The sequence below is a fragment of the Pseudomonas crudilactis genome, assembly GCF_013433315.1.
In the GTDB taxonomy this organism is placed as follows: Bacteria; Pseudomonadota; Gammaproteobacteria; order Pseudomonadales; family Pseudomonadaceae; genus Aquipseudomonas; species Aquipseudomonas crudilactis.
Window position 1 is genome coordinate 59,400 of the sequence record NZ_WXVV01000029.1, and the last position, 17,269, is coordinate 76,668.

General features: G+C 58.7%; 18 protein-coding genes, 2 pseudogenes and 1 riboswitch. Of the genes and pseudogenes, 10 read left to right on the forward strand and 10 right to left on the reverse strand.

Going from position 1 to position 17,269, the window contains the following annotated elements; genetic code table 11:
* Positions 1-64 precede the first annotated feature (64 nt).
* Both GTU76_RS26025 and GTU76_RS26030 read left to right on the forward strand, forming a co-directional pair.
* Entirely contained in the window at positions 65-544 is a 480-nt protein-coding gene (locus tag GTU76_RS26025) for a hypothetical protein (protein WP_180699940.1), read from the forward strand.
* 63 nt (positions 545-607) lie between these two features.
* On the forward strand, positions 608-895 hold the full coding sequence (locus GTU76_RS26030) for a PA4642 family protein (protein WP_093441345.1): 288 nt from the start codon (positions 608-610) through the stop codon (positions 893-895).
* Between the two features lie 67 nt (positions 896-962).
* On the opposite strand, the gene mqo is transcribed toward GTU76_RS26030, so the two are convergent.
* Positions 963-2,471 (reverse strand): malate dehydrogenase (quinone), encoded by a 1,509-nt coding sequence (mqo, locus tag GTU76_RS26035; protein WP_016987194.1) that lies wholly within the window; start codon positions 2,469-2,471, stop codon positions 963-965.
* A gap of 710 nt (positions 2,472-3,181) precedes the next feature.
* On the reverse strand, positions 3,182-3,415 hold the full coding sequence (locus GTU76_RS26040; protein WP_016987192.1) for a hypothetical protein: 234 nt from the start codon (positions 3,413-3,415) through the stop codon (positions 3,182-3,184).
* Between the two features lie 204 nt (positions 3,416-3,619).
* Between GTU76_RS26040 and GTU76_RS26045 the strand changes: the two genes are divergently transcribed.
* A complete protein-coding gene (locus GTU76_RS26045) occupies positions 3,620-4,204 on the forward strand; it encodes a YajG family lipoprotein (protein ID WP_008086137.1) in 585 nt (194 codons plus the stop codon).
* A gap of 245 nt (positions 4,205-4,449) precedes the next feature.
* Here the strand turns inward: GTU76_RS26045 and GTU76_RS26050 are convergent, their stop codons facing one another.
* Positions 4,450-4,656, reverse strand: coding sequence for a hypothetical protein (locus GTU76_RS26050; RefSeq protein WP_008083982.1), 207 nt, complete (start codon positions 4,654-4,656; stop codon positions 4,450-4,452).
* Positions 4,657-4,849: 193 nt separating this feature from the next.
* Here GTU76_RS26050 and GTU76_RS26055 point away from each other — a divergent pair, with 193 nt between their 5' ends.
* Positions 4,850-5,128: a hypothetical protein gene (locus tag GTU76_RS26055; protein WP_016985168.1), complete on the forward strand. Its 279-nt coding sequence runs from the start codon at positions 4,850-4,852 to the stop codon at positions 5,126-5,128.
* A gap of 61 nt (positions 5,129-5,189) precedes the next feature.
* On the opposite strand, the gene GTU76_RS26060 is transcribed toward GTU76_RS26055, so the two are convergent.
* Positions 5,190-6,353 carry a 1-acyl-sn-glycerol-3-phosphate acyltransferase gene (locus GTU76_RS26060; protein WP_180699941.1) on the reverse strand — a complete coding sequence of 388 codons (1,164 nt, stop codon included), beginning with the start codon at positions 6,351-6,353 and terminating at the stop codon, positions 5,190-5,192.
* A 142-nt stretch (positions 6,354-6,495) separates the two neighbouring features.
* Here GTU76_RS26060 and GTU76_RS26065 point away from each other — a divergent pair, with 142 nt between their 5' ends.
* From GTU76_RS26065 to GTU76_RS26080, 4 genes are all read left to right on the forward strand, one after another.
* Complete coding sequence (locus GTU76_RS26065) at positions 6,496-6,678, forward strand: CPXCG motif-containing cysteine-rich protein (RefSeq protein ID WP_016985166.1); 183 nt, start codon at positions 6,496-6,498, stop codon at positions 6,676-6,678.
* Between the two features lie 9 nt (positions 6,679-6,687).
* Positions 6,688-6,948: a putative signal transducing protein gene (locus GTU76_RS26070; RefSeq protein ID WP_007912819.1), complete on the forward strand. Its 261-nt coding sequence runs from the start codon at positions 6,688-6,690 to the stop codon at positions 6,946-6,948.
* 36 nt (positions 6,949-6,984) lie between these two features.
* Positions 6,985-7,608 (forward strand): SOS response-associated peptidase, encoded by a 624-nt coding sequence (locus GTU76_RS26075; RefSeq protein WP_180699942.1) that lies wholly within the window; start codon positions 6,985-6,987, stop codon positions 7,606-7,608.
* A 168-nt stretch (positions 7,609-7,776) separates the two neighbouring features.
* Positions 7,777-9,342: a hypothetical protein gene (locus GTU76_RS26080; protein WP_180699943.1), complete on the forward strand. Its 1,566-nt coding sequence runs from the start codon at positions 7,777-7,779 to the stop codon at positions 9,340-9,342.
* A gap of 68 nt (positions 9,343-9,410) precedes the next feature.
* Here the strand turns inward: GTU76_RS26080 and GTU76_RS30665 are convergent.
* Both GTU76_RS30665 and GTU76_RS30670 read right to left on the reverse strand, forming a co-directional pair.
* Positions 9,411-9,920: pseudogene (locus GTU76_RS30665) on the reverse strand (methyl-accepting chemotaxis protein); the annotation flags it as partial.
* Between the two features lie 345 nt (positions 9,921-10,265).
* A pseudogene (locus tag GTU76_RS30670) lies at positions 10,266-11,612 on the reverse strand (methyl-accepting chemotaxis protein); the annotation flags it as partial.
* A gap of 203 nt (positions 11,613-11,815) precedes the next feature.
* Between GTU76_RS30670 and GTU76_RS26090 the strand changes: the two are divergent.
* Positions 11,816-12,634 carry a M48 family metallopeptidase gene (locus GTU76_RS26090; RefSeq protein ID WP_180699945.1) on the forward strand — a complete coding sequence of 273 codons (819 nt, stop codon included), beginning with the start codon at positions 11,816-11,818 and terminating at the stop codon, positions 12,632-12,634.
* A 137-nt stretch (positions 12,635-12,771) separates the two neighbouring features.
* Here the strand turns inward: GTU76_RS26090 and GTU76_RS26095 are convergent, their stop codons facing one another.
* The 3 genes from GTU76_RS26095 to GTU76_RS26105 all read right to left on the reverse strand — a co-directional run bounded on the left by GTU76_RS26095 (position 12,772) and on the right by GTU76_RS26105 (position 15,615).
* Positions 12,772-13,356 (reverse strand): TMEM165/GDT1 family protein, encoded by a 585-nt coding sequence (locus GTU76_RS26095; protein WP_007912813.1) that lies wholly within the window; start codon positions 13,354-13,356, stop codon positions 12,772-12,774.
* Positions 13,357-13,443: 87 nt separating this feature from the next.
* Positions 13,444-13,568, reverse strand: a riboswitch (yybP-ykoY riboswitch).
* A 50-nt stretch (positions 13,569-13,618) separates the two neighbouring features.
* On the reverse strand, positions 13,619-14,617 hold the full coding sequence (locus GTU76_RS26100) for a methyltransferase (RefSeq protein WP_102901153.1): 999 nt from the start codon (positions 14,615-14,617) through the stop codon (positions 13,619-13,621).
* Between the two features lie 32 nt (positions 14,618-14,649).
* Complete coding sequence (locus GTU76_RS26105) at positions 14,650-15,615, reverse strand: 2-hydroxyacid dehydrogenase (protein WP_150707667.1); 966 nt, start codon at positions 15,613-15,615, stop codon at positions 14,650-14,652.
* Positions 15,616-15,706: 91 nt separating this feature from the next.
* Between GTU76_RS26105 and GTU76_RS26110 the strand changes: the two genes are divergently transcribed.
* Positions 15,707-16,336 (forward strand): LysE family translocator, encoded by a 630-nt coding sequence (locus GTU76_RS26110; protein WP_108226027.1) that lies wholly within the window; start codon positions 15,707-15,709, stop codon positions 16,334-16,336.
* A gap of 123 nt (positions 16,337-16,459) precedes the next feature.
* On the opposite strand, the gene GTU76_RS26115 is transcribed toward GTU76_RS26110, so the two are convergent.
* Positions 16,460-17,224, reverse strand: coding sequence for an AraC family transcriptional regulator (locus GTU76_RS26115; RefSeq protein WP_180699950.1), 765 nt, complete (start codon positions 17,222-17,224; stop codon positions 16,460-16,462).
* Between the last annotated feature and the right edge of the window lie 45 nt (positions 17,225-17,269).

Here is a 17,269-nt window from a genome sequence, read left to right on the forward strand (position 1 = left end):
ACGCTGCGATCTTTTGCTTTTAATCCCATGCTAGAGTGCTCGGCCCCGCCCTCCGGAGCCTGTCATGCGCCTCTTTGTCCGCAGCCTCGCCGCGCTTTTCCTGATCTTCAGCCTGCCGCTGTCCGCCGCGCCGATGCACAGCCAATTCCTGCCGCCGGACGATCTGACCGTGCGCGATGCCGAGCCTGAACAGCAGCAACTCATGCAGGTCACTGACTATTCCGTAGTGGTGGGCGCACAACGCCAGTCCAATCAACAGCCGATTCCGGTCACGTCACCGCTGCTGATTCGCCTCAAGGGCAAATCCCTGAACAAGGGCGCGACGATCACTCAGGTGCTGGTCAATTTCGACGGCGAAAGCAAAAGCCTGAAAAAGCCGGTTTATGACGACAAGAGCAAAACCCTCACACTGTTTTATCCACAGGCCCAATACCGTGTGATTATCGATCTGCTGCGCAATGACACCGTGTATGTGCAGTTCCTCAGTTACGCCAACGGTCATATCTGGGCCGATTTGCACACCGGGGCGCTGCGATCGCGTTGAGCCGGGCGGCCGGGCAGGGGTAAACTGCCCGCCCCGTGTCATGTCTGCGAGCTGGAGTCGGCAATGCGTAAAGATAAGAAACAAGTGATTGGTGACGAGATCGGCGATGAGCAGATCAAGCTGTTCCTCGATTTTGAACCGGTCGACGCCACGTCGCCGTCGCTGCACAAACTGATCAAGGCTTACCGTGGCCTGCGCATCGATGACTTCGAACGCTTCTTGGGCTTCTTCGTTGCGGCTGGCTACGACGTCGATGGCAAGGACGAACAGGGCAAGACCTTCGTTGAGCTGATCGCCGATCAGCGCAACGCCCCGGAATACATCGAGCTGATCGAAAAGTCCCGCACCTGAGACTTTTCCCAAGCATAAAAAAACGCCCCGCACTCACTGAGTACGGGGCGTTTTTTATGCGGCAAGATCAAGCGTAGCTTGGGGTCTCGCTGCTTTCTTCAACCAGTTCCAGCGCGATGTTGTTCTGCGTGTTGATCTTGCGATACAGCGCAGCATCGGTTTCCAGCACCTTTTCACGGGCCGGGAAGATTTCCGCCAGTTTGCCGGACCACTCGCCTTTGGCCTTGGCCGGAAAGCACTTCTCGATCAGTTCGAGCATGATCGAAACGGTCACCGACGCACCCGGCGAAGCGCCGAGCAGGGCGGCGAGGGAACCGTCCTTGGCCGCAACCAGTTCGGTACCGAACTGCAGGATGCCGCCCTTTTTCGGGTCTTTCTTGATGATCTGCACGCGTTGGCCGGCCACTTCCAGGCGCCAGTCTTCGGCTTTCGCCTCCGGGTAGAAACGGCGCAGGGAGTCCAGACGCTGTTCCATCGATTGCATCACTTCGCTGACCAGGTACTTGGTCAGGTCCATGTTGTTTTTCGCCACGGCCAGCATCGGCCCGATGTTGCCGGCGCGAACCGACAGCGGCAGGTCCATGAAGGAACCGTGCTTGAGGAACTTGGTGGTGAAACCGGCGTATGGCCCGAACAGCAGGGATTTCTTGCCGTCGACCACGCGGGTGTCCAGGTGCGGCACCGACATCGGTGGCGAACCCACAGCGGCCTGGCTGTACACCTTGGCCTGGTGCTGTTTGACCACTTCCGGGTTGTCGCAACGCAGCCACTGGCCGCTGATCGGGAAGCCGCCGAAGCCTTTGCTTTCCTCGATGCCTGAAGCCTGCAGCAACGGCAGGGCAGCGCCACCGGCACCGAGGAAGACGAACTTGGCGTCGACTTCACGGCTGCTGCCGCTGTTGACGTCCTTGATGCTGACGGTCCAGCCACTGCCGTTACGCTTGAGGCCGGTCACGCGCTTGCAGTATTTGACTTGAGCATCGGGAGCGCTGGTCAGGTGCTTGAGCAACTGATTGGTCAGGGCGCCAAAGTTGACGTCAGTGCCGTTCATCACGCGGGTCGCGGCGAGGACTTCGTCCGGCGAGCGGCCCGGCATCATCAGCGGCATCCACTCGGCCATCTTGGCCTTGTCTTCGGTGTACTCCATGTCGGCGAACGCGTGATGCTTGTGCAGCACGTCGAAGCGCGACTTGAGGAAGGACACGCCTGAGTCGCCCTGGACGAAGCTCAGGTGCGGCACCGGGCTGATGAAGGATTTGCACGAGCCGAAGGTGCCTTTTTTGGTCAGGTACGACCAGAACTGCTTCGACACCTCGAACTGGGTGTTGATGTGCACGGCTTTCTTGATGTCGACGGTGCCATCGGCGGCTTGCGGCGTGTAGTTCAGCTCGCACAGGCCGGCGTGACCGGTACCGGCGTTGTTCCACGGGTTGGAACTCTCCGCAGCACCGGAATCCATCAGCTCGACGACTTCCAGCTTGATCGCGGGGTCGAGCTCTTTGAGCAGTACGGCAAGGGTGGCACTCATGATGCCGGCCCCAACCAGTACTACGTCGACTGCTTCGTTATGCGCCATTTAACGCGTCTCCAAAATCTGCAGCACCAAATTGTCGGCATGGCTGCCAGGCGTTCCGGGACAGGTCAGTGATGTCCGGGCTATCCGTGGTCAGGTTCGCCATGTCCGAATCTTCGCAATTTTTCGCAACTTCGACGGATGTATGCGGCTTGGCTTTCAAGAGCTCCATGAACTCATTTCAGCACGCAGCTGGCAATTCGACTTATGGTCGAGACATCCGTTTTTGTGCAACCAAATCCGTAGCGGACAGGCTTCAGGCTCCGATATTCGAGGTATACCCGGTCCTGTGTCGTTGGGCTGTTTCAGACGCTAATGGTGCATGTTCAGACGCAAAACTTTTCATTTGCTCGCCACACTCTTGTGAAGTTGTGAAAACCCGTTTTTTTCACGCTCTTTTGAAGACGTGAACCTCAAAAAAGGGCTGTCCAGGCCTGGCACCTTGCCCGCAAAGGCAAAACAACGCGGTGGCCGAGCGTCATGACAGCTCTGCAGATTCGCGAAAAGCGGGGTTTTTGCCGGAAGAACAGGCAAGCGCGCCAACTTCACTCGATCTGTGTGGGCGGCTCTCTGTGGGCGATTTTGGGTGTCGATGCATGCGCATTGACGCTGTTGCGGGGCCCGATCAGGAGACGTCCTTATAATCGGGGGGAGATTGTATCGAAGAAATGCGCGCAGTTGCTCGTGTTTAATGACTTTTATTAGGCATCCGGTCAGATGCTCAACATCGCTTGCGCCCGTGCACGGGGCTGCGACGCTATGACGCGGGCGCTGGCGGGCAGTGGCTGGTGCAACCAGTTGAGGCGGATTTCTTCGATTTCCACCCAACCGTCACCCATTGGCTGCAGGCTGCACTGCTTGAAAGCCTGGCAATGGCCGTTGCGATCGAGCAGGGCGAAGCTGCGGTGCAACGGGCGTGGCGCGAACAACGAGATCAGATAACGCATGGTTGAGTACCTTGTGGGGGACTGATTGCAAGGTTGCCAATGCGCCGTGACGTGAAGGTGTATGGCGGGTGAATAATCTGTGACAGGAACCGCTTTCCCACAGGTTTGTCAGACATTTCAGTATTCACTGTCGGGCGCTGGTTACCCGCAGTGGCCCACCGCTATACTGCCGGCCTGTTTGTGCCTGATTCTGGAGAGAAGAGCATGTTGCAACGCCTGTTGTTCGGTTTGATCACTGTGGCCGGTTTGACCCTGGCCGGCTGCGCCCACAGCCCGCAACAACTGAACCCGGAGCCGAAGCTGACCACCCAGCTGCCAGCGGTCGGTCGTGGCCAGCCTGTTGTTGTGCGTGTAGTAGACGGTCGTCCGTCGCCAACCTTGGGCACCCGTGGCGGCCTGTACCCGGAAACCAGTGCCATCACCGTGCAGCGCGAGCAGATCCTGCCGAAGCTGCAAGCCCAGGCTGAAGCTGCCGTGCGTTTGCTCGGTTTCACCCCGACCAACAACGCACCGAACGCGCCGCAGTTGACCGTGACGTTGGCCGAACTGAAGTATCAGTCGCCGAAAGAAGGCATGTACGTGACCGAAGCGACCATCGGCGCGACCTTCCGCTCCGACGTGCAGAACGCCAACCGCCGTTACAGCGGCCGTTACGGCGCTTCGCTGGATCAGCGATTCGGTATGGCGCCGAACCAGGAAACCAACACCAAACTGGTCAGCGATGTGTTGAGCGATGCGCTGACGCGTCTGTTCAAGGATCCGACGGTGGGTCAGGTTCTGGCTGAGTAAGTTTTCGACGGATGTGCAAAAGCCCGGGGCCAGTGATGGTTCCGGGCTTTTTTGTGGGGCCTGAAATCTTACCCCCTCACCCCAGCCCTCTCCCCCAAGGGGCGAGGGGGAAAGGGAGCCGATCGGGGGCTTTTCAGAACCGGAGTTCAACTCGAGTTTTTCAGGTCGATGTATCTCGAATAAACACCTCGGTCAGTCCCCTCTCCCTCCGGGAGAGGGCTAGGGTGAGGGTGCTTTTGCTTTTTTCAGGCCGCCTGAGAATAGAAGTCGAGCACGCTAACGCCCGTCAGCAAGTCAGTCTCAGGCAAATCTGCATGCTGATGCCCGCCGAGCGCGCAATACACCAGCCAATGGCGGTCCTGAACATTGAAGGCAAGGCTGCCGACGAGGCTCTGTTGTTCGTCGTAGGGGGTGATGAGGTACAGACGATCCTGGTTTTCAGCGTGAAGCATGTCGCGTTCCATGTGCGTTTCGAGGCGCGCATCTTGGTGCATCCACATGACGAAGCCGTGACACAGGACAGCCATCGGTCGATTGTCAGGTAATTTGTCGCAAAGCCTGGGGCAGGGCACTCGGGTTTCGGTAGAATCCGCGCCGCGGTCGTCGATCTGGCGCCTGCCATACCGGTTCAGATAGAGGTCTGTGATGTCGCTGCACTTGATGACGCTGTTTACCGCCCATCCCGCCAAGTTGATCAACTTGCTGGCGTTGTTGTTGGCGTTTCCGGGCAGTTGGCTGCTGCACGCCACCCGCCGCCGTGAACAGCGCGCGATGGCCAGCATTGCCGCCCAGCGTCAGGCGCAGCCGAATGCCGAGCCAATCCTTGATTGGGCGACCTTGCGCATGAACCGGTTTTTCTATCGTTTTGGTTTTGCTTGCCTCGGGCTGGCCCTGATCGTTTCCTGGATCAGCACGCGCTTCTAAATGCTTCAGGCATAAAAAAACGGCGCCCGAAGGCGCCGTTTTTGCGTCTGCTGGCATCCGTTTACAACGGTAGCCCAGCTTTGACCCGGTACTGATTACGCACCGGCGTCGCATATTGCAGCACCAGATACGGACGATGCTCTTGCGGGCAAGCGTCCAGTCGGCTCTGCCATTCTTCCTGCGCCTTGGCCAGTTCATCCGCCGGAAACACCTCGTCAGCTTTCGGCACGCTCAGTTGCGGATCGGCGTCAGCCCACTGCGCATAGGCCAGGTAATGCACCGGGAACAAGCGGTAACCGCCGAGAATCTGCTTGTCCATTTCGATCGCCAATTGCTTGGTGTCTTCGAACAGCTCGGTGATCGGCGCGGCAAAGTTCACGTGCACGCGGCCCTTGTAGCCGGTGATGCCTTTGGCAATGCTCACGTCATCCTCGCCCGGCGCCTTGGCGTAGGTGCCAGTGGTGGCGCGGATGTACAGCTCGCGGGCCTTGGCCTGGTCGCACGGGTCATATTCGTAGCTGATCGACACCGGGGTGACGTTCAGCGAGCGGATGACTTCGCCGAACGGTTCGTCCTTGCGGCTCATGTGGAACATCTTGAGGATCGCTGACTCGGTGCGGTCGTCGCCGTCCTTCGCCCGACCTTCGGCCTGAGCGATCCAGATCGACGCACAATCGTTACGGATCGAGTGGTTGATGTACGCCGACAACAGTTGATACGCGGCCATTTTCTCGCGACGGCCAGTGATCGAACGATGAACGATAAAGCTCTTGTTCAGGCGCATCAGGTCGCTGACAAACGGCTTCTGCAGCAGGTTGTCGCCAATCGCGATGCGTGGCGTCGGCAGGCCGGCGTGGTACACGGCGTAGTTGACGAAGGCCGGGTCCATGACGATATCGCGGTGGTTGGCGATGAACAGATAGGCACTGCCGGACTTGAATTGCTCGACACCGGTGTAGGTCACGCCGTCGGTGGCGCGCTCGATGGTGTGGTCGACGTAGGACTCGACCTTGTCCTGCAACGTCGCCACCGAGGTCACGTCGGCGAACTCACGACGCAGTCGATGGGCTATAAGTGGTTTGAGCATCCAGCCGAAGGCACCGGCAAAACGCGGGAAGCGGAAGTGGGTGAGGATATCTAGAAACGCCTTGTCGCCGAGCAGTCTTGCCAGTACCACAGGTACTTCGCTGTCGTCGTAAGGTCGGATGGCATCGAATTCGCCCATCATGCTCTCTTGTTGGAAACGGCTAGGGTAAGTAAAGGTTTTGATCGAAAACCCGCGGGGCACGGTCTGAAAAAGTAGCCAGACAAAAATAGCCCTGCAAATAGACCGGCGATTATACGCACAAGTCACTTGGGAGACCGCGATGCTGGAAACCGCTGATTACGAATGTCCTTATTGTGGGGAAGTAGTAGAGACGACGCTGGACCTGTCCGGTGGAGATCAGACTTACATCGAGGACTGTCAGGTGTGTTGTCGGCCGATCACGTTTGTATTGCAGGTTCATGGAGAGGAATGGCATCTGGAAGTCTTCAGCGAAAACGAGTGAGGCGCGCCCATGCAGCGAATCTATGAGCCGGAAAACCTGATGGAAGGTGAAATGCTCAAGGGCATGCTCGCCAGCGAAGGCATCGAGGCGCACTTGATTGGTCGCGATTTGCTCGGTGGAACGGGCGAGCTGCCGATCTTCGGTCTGTTGGGCTTGTCTGTGGATAACGATCAGGCCGAATACGCCCGCGAGCTGATCACCGCGTACAATGCCGCGCTGCCGCTGCCCGGCGATGAGCCGGAGAGCTTCCCCGGGACGCTGGTCTGTTAGGCTGAGCTTCGTTTTACTTCAGAGTCGTGTTGCCCCATGTGTGGACGTTATGCCCTGTTTCGCTGGAACCGCGATTTCGCGGCCCTGCCAGGTTTTCCCGCCGATCAGCAGGCGCAGTGGAACATTTCCCCCAATGATTCGGTGTTGATGCTGCGTGCCGATGAAGCTGGCCAGCGCACGTTGGCCCGCGCCCGTTGGGGGCTGACGCCGCCGTGGCTGACCGATCTGTCGAAAACCCCGGCGCATGCCCGTGCGGAAACCGTGGCCGAGCAGCCGATGTTTCGTGAGGCGCTGCGCCAGCGTCGCTGCCTGCTGCCGGCCAACGGTTTTTACGAATGGCGCGGGACGCAGCGCAAGCGTCCGTTCTGGCTGACGCCGGGGGAGGGCTCATCACTGTTTTTTGCGGCGATCTGGGAGGCTTATCCGGTGCAGGAGCAGGTGTGGTTGAGTACAGCGGTGATTACACAACCGGCGTCGAGTCAGCGCCGGCCGTTGATCCTTGATGAAGCAGGGCAGGCGGCGTGGCTCGATCCCGAGACGCCGTTGCATGTGTTGCAGGGGTTGCTGGCCAGCGAACCGGCGGCCTTGCGCGAGCGGGTGCTGGCGAACCTGATCAATGATCCAAAGCTCAATGGGCCCGAGTGTCTGACTCCGGGTTGAAGGCATTTGATATTGCCTGTCTGATGTTCGACAAGCGGTAGCTGCGTTGTCCAGAAAAGCCAGCTACCTGTAATTTCTGACAGTAGACAATATGGGACTAACACGCGTATTCCTCCTGCGGTACTTGAAATTCTACGATTTCAGTAAGTATAAAAAGGAATGCTTTCCATGAGTGTTATCCGTCTACTTGCCAAGCTGTTCAGGAATTATCTGCTTGCAACGGTGTACGTGAGCCTTTGGTTTGATACAAGTTATGCGGGTAGCATGATTATATCCAGTACGGCCCGTAACGTATTGTCCTCGTCTGAGCTACCTCCATTGTTATCAGCTACCGCGACGGGATCAGAGCGATTCTTTGCTGTCGGTAAAATGAGAGGTACGGCCGGTTCCACGGGGTGGGAATGCACGGCAACACTTGTGGCGAGCAACGCAACGCCAAAATCTGATCAACCTGCTCTTATTATCACTGCTGATCACTGTGCTCGTGACGCCAGTATGATAGGTAGTAATGATGTCGTTATAGACATGCCGGTATCACCGAATTATTTTTTTATCCCCGCTTATTTTTATGACAATGTCCGTGATCATTACAGATATTCCATAAATCGTATTGTTTATTCGAGTATGAAAGGTGCGGATATCGGGTTGTTGCAGTTGGACGTTACCTATGGCGAACTTCGCTCGCGAGGCATTAAGCCTGCCGTTTTAAAAAACTTTGAAACCTCCGATGTTGACATTGACCTTGTACATATTCCTGAGGGGTTTTTTCCTGATCATTATCTACGGCATTCAATTTGTTCATCACAGCCGCCTGTGGCTGTTTTCGAAAGCGACTTTCCGATCAGGCCTGAGCTACCGTGGTTTTGGCCAAAGGCACGCGCCAATGACTGCATTGGCGTTTCTGGAGGCTCTTCGGGGTCACCTGTCTTTACCAAGGGTAGCAACCGTGTAATCGGCGTGCTGTCGACAACAACCGCTGCTGAGTATTCCGGTTGCGGGTATGCCCGCCCCTGTGAAATAACCGGGTCCGGATTGATCAGTCGACCTGAGGGTGTGTATACCAATGCGGTGGATAGCATTCTGGCGGCGCTTCGAGCTGATAATACCCTGGACTTGAGTAAACTTGATCCGGGTACCGGAGTCCGACTGCTGCGAACAGGATCGTGGTCGACGCGCTCCGAGGTTCTGGAAAGTGACGGTCAGTTACGACCGGCCAAATGGAATCTGAGGATTGAAGACAGCTATGAATTTGTTCGCTACAAAACGGGTGCTGCCAGTTCCATCCAGTGTGAACGGTCAGAAGGGTATGGCGAGGCAGTCAAGGTGGTCAATCAACCCCTGACAGGATTGGCTGTCGATAACAGTGAAGGCGTCCAGGCTATTTGCGTTATCGGTAAACGGTATGGCCAGCCAGACTGGCCATCCCCGCATTATGCGACGGTTCAGTTGCGCCAAATAGATAATACGGCTCCGGTTCAGGTGCCGAAGATTTCTACATTCGATAGCGGGACTGAATGGCAGGTGGGGACATCCGTCCGGCTTAACGAAAATATCAAATCCTATTTTAAGTATGGTGTGCTCGATGCAACCGACTGCCACAGTCAGAGTGGTTACTCTCTGTTCAGTCAAGAGATGACCATAACCAAAACACATAACGTGCGTTATTGCACTTTTGCTACGGATGAAGCAGGCAATCCGTCACCGATTGTCAGTGCGGATCTTTTTATCAAGTAGGCGGGTGGTTGATGAGCGCAAGGACGGTTATATGGCCTGACTGAAAGTCACCTTGCGCTAATAGATCACTAAACCTTGAACTGATTGATCAACCGCCGCTGCTGTTCCGCCAGTTTGGTCAGGTCCGCACTCGCCGAACTCGATTCATCCGCACCGCCCGCCACCTCATTGGCCACTTGTCCGATGTTGATCACGTTGCGATTGATGTCATCGGCCACCGCGCTCTGCTCTTCGGCCGCACTGGCGATCTGCGTGTTCATGTCGTTGATCACCGACACCGCCTGCGTGATCGTCTCCAGCGCCTGGGCCGCTTTCGCCGCGTGCTGCACGCTTTCGTCTGTACGGTTCTGGCTGTCTTCCATGACCCGCACGACATCGCGAGTGCCCTGCTGCAGTTGCTGGATCATGGTCTGGATTTCTTCGGTGGCTTTCTGGGTTTTCTGCGCCAGATTGCGCACTTCGTCCGCCACCACGGCAAAACCACGACCCTGCTCGCCGGCACGCGCCGCTTCGATCGCCGCGTTCAGGGCCAGCAGATTGGTCTGCTCGGCGATGCTGCGAATCGCCGTGAGGATGGCGTTGATGTTTTCGCTGTCCTTGGCCAGGGTCTGCACCACATCTACAGCTTTGCCGATTTCCAGCGCCAACACGCCGATCGAATTGGACGTATCGCGGACAATCTGCATGCCCTGACTCGCTGCCTGATCGGCATGACTGGCCGCTTGTGCCGCCTGCGTCGCATTACGCGCGACGTCCTGCGCGGTGGCGGTCATTTCCTGCACCGCCGTGGCGACCTGATCGATCTCAGCCATTTGTTTCTGGATACCGATGTTGGTGCGAATGGCGATGTCGGCGGTGTGCTCCGAGGAATCGCTGACGCTCTGCACCGACGTCACCACCTGGGTGATCATCGCCTGCAACTTGGCGAGGAAGGTGTTGAAGCCCTTGGCGATCGAGCCGAGTTCATCGCTGCGATCACTGCTCAAACGTCGGGTCAGATCACCTTCGCCCTGAGCGATGTCATTGAGCATCGCGACCATTTGCTTCAGCGGTCGGGCGATGCCGTGGCCGACCAGCCAGATCACCAGCAGGCCGAGGCCGGCGATGAGCAGACCGACCATGGCCATGCCGAAGGTGTCGGATTTGCGTTGGACCTCCAGATCGCTCTGCAGCTTTTGCAGGTCGGCCATCACCGCGTTGAGCGGCAATTGCAGCATCAATGTCCAGCGTGCGTCGGTCTGGCCGATACCGAACGGCAGGTACAACTCGATGCGGCCCTTGTCCTTGTTGACCGAATAAGTCACTTCACCGCGTTTGAGATTGGCCAGGTTGGCGGTCTGCTCGGTGTCGAGGATGTCGCTGACTTTTTCACCGAATTTGCTCGGGTCTTTGGTGTACGCGACGATCCGTCCGTTGCCACCGATCAGGGCCATTTGCCCGGCGCCGCTGTACAACTTCTGGTTGGCACCGAGGAGCATTTCCTGAATGAAGTTCACCGACAGGTCGGCGCCGACGATGCCCTGGAAGGCGCCGTCGAGCAGGATCGGTTCAATAAAGGAGGCGAGCATGACGATCTTGTCGCCGACTTTGTACGGCGCCGGATCGATCACGCAGGATTTTTTGCTCTCTTTCGAGCACAGGTAGTACTCGCTGGCGCGCACGCCGGTGGACAGGGTTTTCTGGTCGTCGACGTCGACCAGTTTGTCCAGGCCTAGGGTGCCGTCATCGTTGCGGAACCACCACGGCAGGAAACGCCCGTTGGCCGCGTCGATACCGACCACGCTGGTGCCGACATAAGCCGCGTCATTGTGGTCGAGGGCGTTTCTCTCCCAGCCGATGTAGGTGCCGAGAATCTTCGGGTTTTTTTCGACGTTTTCCTTGATCAGGCTGATCAACTGCTCGCGGCTGACGCTCAGGCGCGGCTGGCCATCGGCGCCCGGTGTGCCGAGCAGGGCGTTGACCCGCACCAGTCCGCCGGCAATCAGCAGTGGCGCTTCGAGCTCGCGCTGGATCTGGCTGACCTGGGTTTGCGCCAGCGAGGTCAGGCGCTGTTCGATGACTTGTTCGAACTGCGCCTGAGTGCGCTGTTGCACCATTTCTTGCGTGCGCGCACCGGAGAACAGCGCATACAGCACCAGCGCGGCCACCACGCTAAGTACGATGGCGCCGGCGAGGGCCGCAACGGAAAACTGGATCGACTTGAACTTCATGGGAGCTCCGCACGCAAGAGGACGTCTGCGCTGATGTATCGGCAGCCGGCATTGGGCCATGAGTGTGAGCAGGTGCAATTGCCAGCCGATGTCGCAAATGGATCAGTGCACGACGCTGTTGCAAGCGGCAGGGCAGGTGGTGTGAATTTTTTACGACAGTCAGGGTGGAAAGCGTCTGAAAGACCGTGTAACACGTCCGTTGTATCTGGCGCCGATACAATTACCCGCCTACGATACGCGGCAGGTTTTCAGGGAGCTTTTGAATGAACAAGACATTGGTTGTAAGTGCACTGAGCGCAGCGCTGTTGCTGGTCGGTTGTCAGTCGGTCAACACCACCAGCGGCGGCGCCGTGGGGGTGGAGCGCAAGCAGTACATGTTCAGCATGCTGTCCTCGCAAGAGGTCGACCAGATGTATGCCCAGTCGTATCAGAAGACTGTCGGTGAAGCCTCCAGCAAGGGTGTGCTGGACAAGACCAGTCCTGAGGCCAAACGGGTTCAGGCAATTGCCAATCGCTTGATCGCCCAGGCGCCGAACTTCCGTCCGGATGCGGCGCAATGGCAGTGGGAAGTCAATCTGATCAAGAGCGATGAGCTCAACGCCAACTGCGGGCCTGGCGGCAAGATCATTTTCTACACCGGGCTGATCGACAGCCTGAAACTCACCGACGATGAAATCGCTGCGGTCATGGGCCATGAAATCGCCCACGCCCTGCGCGAGCACGGTCGTGAAGCGATGTCCAAGGCCTACGGGATTGAAATGGCCAAGCAGGGCGCAGGCGCATTGCTTGGTCTGGGTCAGGACAGTCTGGCGCTGGCCGACACCGTGGCTAACTACGGGATGACCCTGCCGAACAGCCGTGCCAACGAAAACGAAGCCGATCTGATCGGTCTTGAGCTGGCCGCACGCGCCGGTTACAACCCGAACGCCGCGATCACCTTGTGGAACAAGATGAGCAAGGCGTCGGAAGGCGCGCCGCCGGAGTTCATGAGCACCCACCCGGCCTCGGCCAGCCGGATTGCTTCGTTGCAGGCGGCGATTCCGAAGGTGATGCCGCTGTACGAACAAGCGCCGAAATCCTGATGGTTTTGCAGCGAGGCTGATGGCCCATTCGCGAGCAGGCTCGCTCCCACTTTGAAATGCATTCCATTGTGGGAGCGAGCCTGTCTGCGGGCGGCGTTCCGACGAAGAACGCTGACGCGGTCTATCGACTTACGCCGTCACACCCAGCCACTACTCTGCATGGCTTTGTACACCGCGACGATTGCCAGAATCATGAATGCCGAAGCCGCGAGGCGACGGATCAGGGTCAACGGCAGCTTGTCTGCGGCGAAGTTACCCGCCAATACCACCGGCACGTTGGCAATCAACATGCCCGCCGTGGTACCGATAATCACCAGCCACAGATCCGGGTATTGTGCCGCGAGCATCACCGTAGCGACCTGAGTCTTGTCACCCATTTCCGCCAGGAAGAACGCAATCAGCGTGGTCAGGAACGGCCCGAACTTGCGTGCGGTGCTGGTTTCATCGTCATCCATTTTGTCCGGAACCAGCGTCCACAGCGCCGTGGCCGTAAAACTTGCGGCGAGAATCCAGTGCAGCGTCGCATTCGAGAAGAAACTGCCGAACCAGGCGCCGACCGCACCGGCTGCTGCGTGGTTGGCCAGGGTCGCGGCGACAATCCCGGCAATGATCGGCCAGGGTTTGCGGAAGCGAGCGGCGAGAATCAGCGCGAGCAGTTGCGTCTTGTCGCCGATTTCGGCCAAGGCAACGATTGCGGTGGGAACGAGTAACGAGTCCAGCATCAGGATTTCCTAAGGGGCGGGTCGACACGGCTATGACACGTACAGCCTTCCCGCCCCGGGTAAGGTGTGCGTGTCATAGGTCTTGTCAAACCCTGCGATCCGTCTGTTGCGGACGCTTGGGTCGCATACGCCATGATCTGAGGATCAAGTATGTTGACGTATGCCGGACGAGCTTGGCGCTCGTGGGAGACTACTCCCCTAGGACGGAGCGGATTCTGCCTAGGCAAATCCGATTGAGCAAGCCTCTTTTTTAAAAGAGGTTTCAGCCGCGCTTGGCCCGGTAAATCCGGAAACCATTGCCTTCAGCCTTGATCGCACACACGCCAAGATGCTCTTCGATCAGCGGTTGATACTTGAGGAAACTGTTCGCCACCAAGCGCAGTTCGCCACCATTTTTCAGATGTTTCGCCGCTTTTCGCAGCAAGTTCTCCGTGGCGAAATAATCGGTGTGCACGCCGACATGAAACGGCGGGTTGCTCAGAATCGCATTCAAACCCATCGGCGCAGCATCGATACCATCCCCCGTCAGCACTTCAGCTTCCAGACCGTTGGCCGCCAGCGTCAGACGGCTGCTGGCAGCAGCGAAAGCATCCACGTCCAGCAACGTCACTTGATTGTGCGGATAGCGACGTTTTACCGCAGCCCCCAACACGCCTGCGCCGCAACCGAAGTCGAGCAGATGGCCGCTCGGCAGTTTGTCCAGATGCTCCAGCAGCAGGGCGCTACCGCGATCGAGGCGACCGTGGCTGAACACGCCCGGCAGGCTGATGACTTTCAATGGGCCTTCTGCTAGTGGCAGTTCATAGGTCTGCGCCAGGCTTTCCAGTGATTTCGCTTCAGGAGCGTTGGCTACGGTCACTTGCCAGAGCTGGCAGTGCCGCGCGCTGTCGAGTTTGCGCGGCTTGCCGAACGGGTTGAGCTGCTTGGACGCGCCTTCGATGCCGCTGCGTTTTTCCCCGACCAGAAACACTTCACGCCCGGCCAGACGTGAGGCCACGGCGTTGAGGATGTAATCGGTCAGGTCCTTGGACTTGGGCAGAAACACAACAGCGCTGTCGAACTCGCGCTCCGGCACGTTCACACCGAAATGGCTGCGGCCTTCAAAACGGGCGTCCAGCGCGGCTTGATCGCCGGCATGCCAGCACCAGCCAAATGCGTTGGGCAGGCGCCCGAGCAAATCGTCGGCGGGCAAACCGGCCAACAACAACGAACCTTGAAACAACTCGGGCTGACGAAGCAGTACTTCACTGCGCGGATCCATAACTGCTCCTCAAAAAAAAGTGCCGCAGTTTATCAACTGACGACCCGCAGCGCCTTACCGCTGAAGAACGCCTGAGCGTTTTCGGTCAATTGGCCGACGATGCGTTGCCGTGCCTCGCGACTGCCCCAGGCGTTGTGTGGCGTAACGATGAGGCGTGGGATGTCCGCCGCGAGCAACGGATTGCCCTGGGTCGGCGGCTCGACGCTCAACACATCCGTCGCGGCACCACCGAGGTGGCCGTTGCGCAAGGCATCGGCCAGCGCCTGCTCGTCGATCAGGCCGCCACGGGCGGTGTTGACCACGAACGCACCGGGCTTCATCGACGCCAACTCGTGAGCACCGATGAAGTGGCGGGTGTGTTCATTGAGCGGGCAATGCAGGGTGAGGGCGTCGATTTGCGGCAGCAGTTGATCCAGCGGCAAACGATCCGGGCGAGCAGGGCGACCGGGAATCTGCCCGAGCAACACGCGCATGCCGAAGGCTTCGGCCAGTCGCGCCACGGCGCCGCCGAGTTCGCCATGACCGAGCAGGCCGAGGGTTTTGCCTTCCAGTTCAACAATCGGATAGTCGAGCAGACAGAACTGTTTCGCCTGCTGCCAGCGTCCTTCGCCAACGGCTTTCTGGTAATCGGCCAGACGCGTGGCAAGGTTGAGCAACAGCATGATCGTGTGTTGCGCCACCGACGGCGTGCCGTAACCCTGACAGTTGCACACGGTGATGCCCTGCGCGCGGGCGGCGGCGAGGTCGACGTTGTTGGTGCCGGTGGCTGTGATCAGGATCAGTTTCAGAGCGGGGTTGGCGGCCATGGCGGCAGCGTCGATCATGATCTTGTTGCTGATCGCCACGGTGGCGCCTTGCAGGCGCTCGCTAACTTGCTCGGGCAAGGTCTGCGCGAACAGCTGCAGATCGCTGAAACACTCACGCAGTGGACTGAGGTCGAGGTCGCCGAGATCCAGCGAAGGGTGATCAAGGAATACCGCGCGGCGCGTGTTCGTCATCAACTGTACCTTTTGTGCTGTGAGCGTTGGGCGTAATCTGCCGAGCCTACCAGATGAAACAAATCGATACGCTTGGCCGAAAGGAGCCCGCATGTACTGGACCGAGTTCTTGACCGTTGCACTGATCCACCTGCTGGCCGTCGCCAGCCCCGGCCCGGACTTTGCCGTGGTGGTGCGCGAGAGCGTGACCCACGGGCGTCGCGCCGGCACCTGGACCGCGCTGGGCGTGGGTACGGCGATTTTCCTCCACGTCGGTTATTCGCTGCTGGGTATCGGCCTGATCGTGTCGCAGTCGATCGTGCTGTTCAACGCCTTGAAATGGGCGGCCGCCGCTTACTTGCTGTACATCGGCTTCAAGGCACTGCGGGCGCAACCGGCGAAAGTCGTGGCCGATGATCTGCACAAAGAGGCCGGCGTACGCACGGCGCGCGGTGCGTTCACCTCGGGTTTTGTGACCAACGGTCTGAACCCGAAAGCCACGCTGTTCTTCCTGTCGCTGTTTACCGTGGTGATCAACCCGCACACGCCGCTGGCGGTGCAGGCGGGTTACGGTATTTACCTGGCGGTCGCGACTGCGATTTGGTTCTGTCTGGTGGCGATGCTGTTCAGCCAGCAACGGGTGCGTGCCGGTTTCGCCCGCATGGGGCACTGGTTTGATCGCACGATGGGTGCGGTGCTGATCGCGCTCGGCGTGAAAATCGCGTTTACCGAGATGCACTAAGAGCTGAAAAACGCGATCAAACTGTGGGAGCGAGCTTGCTCGCGAAGGCGTCGGATCAGTCGACATCACAGGTGACTGGAAGATTGCTTTCGCGAGCAAGCTCGCTCCCACAGGGGGGAATTCCTAAACGAGTGCGCTGAGCTTGCTCAGGTTATTCAGGTAGTCGCGCGGATTTTCCCCGAGCAAACGGCGAAACATCGCGCTGAACGCCCGCGCGCTGCCGTAACCCAGATCCCGCGCTACACGCTGCACGCTGTCCCCGGCGAGCAGGCGGGGCAGGGCTTCCATCAAGCGCAGTTGCTGGCGCCAAGCGTTGAAACTCATCTGCAACTGTTGCTGAAACAGCCGCGCCAACGTGCGTGAGCTGGCGCCGACCTGCTGCGCCCAGTCTTCCAGGGTATTGGCATGATCCGGGGTGTGCAGCAGTGCCAGACAGATATTTTGCAGACGCCGGTCGCTGGGCATCGGAATGTGCAGCGGCAGGTTTTCCAGACCGGCGAGTTCTTCCAGCATCAATTGCTGAATCAGCGGATTGTCGGCGTGCGGCGGCCCTTGCACCGCGCGCAGGATCAGCTCGCGCAGCAGCGGCGTCACGGCCAATACGCAGCACTGTTGCAGGCTGGCGGGTGACAATTCTGGCGCGATGAACAGCGAGCGCATCTGCACATCGCCGCTCATGAAAATCTCGTGCGCCACCTCGGGTGGAATCCACACCGCGCGACTCGGCGGAATCACCCACGCACCGGATGCCGTGACCACCCGCATGATCCCGCTGACGGCATACAGCAGCTGCGCCTCGCGATGCAGATGTAGCGGTTGGTGCGCGCCGTCCAGATAATCCCGGGGGTAGGCACTCACCGGACCGTGTTCGAAATGGCTGATCAACATGTCTGATTTGATGACTTGCTTGGCAGGAATGCGCTTTGCGGCCAA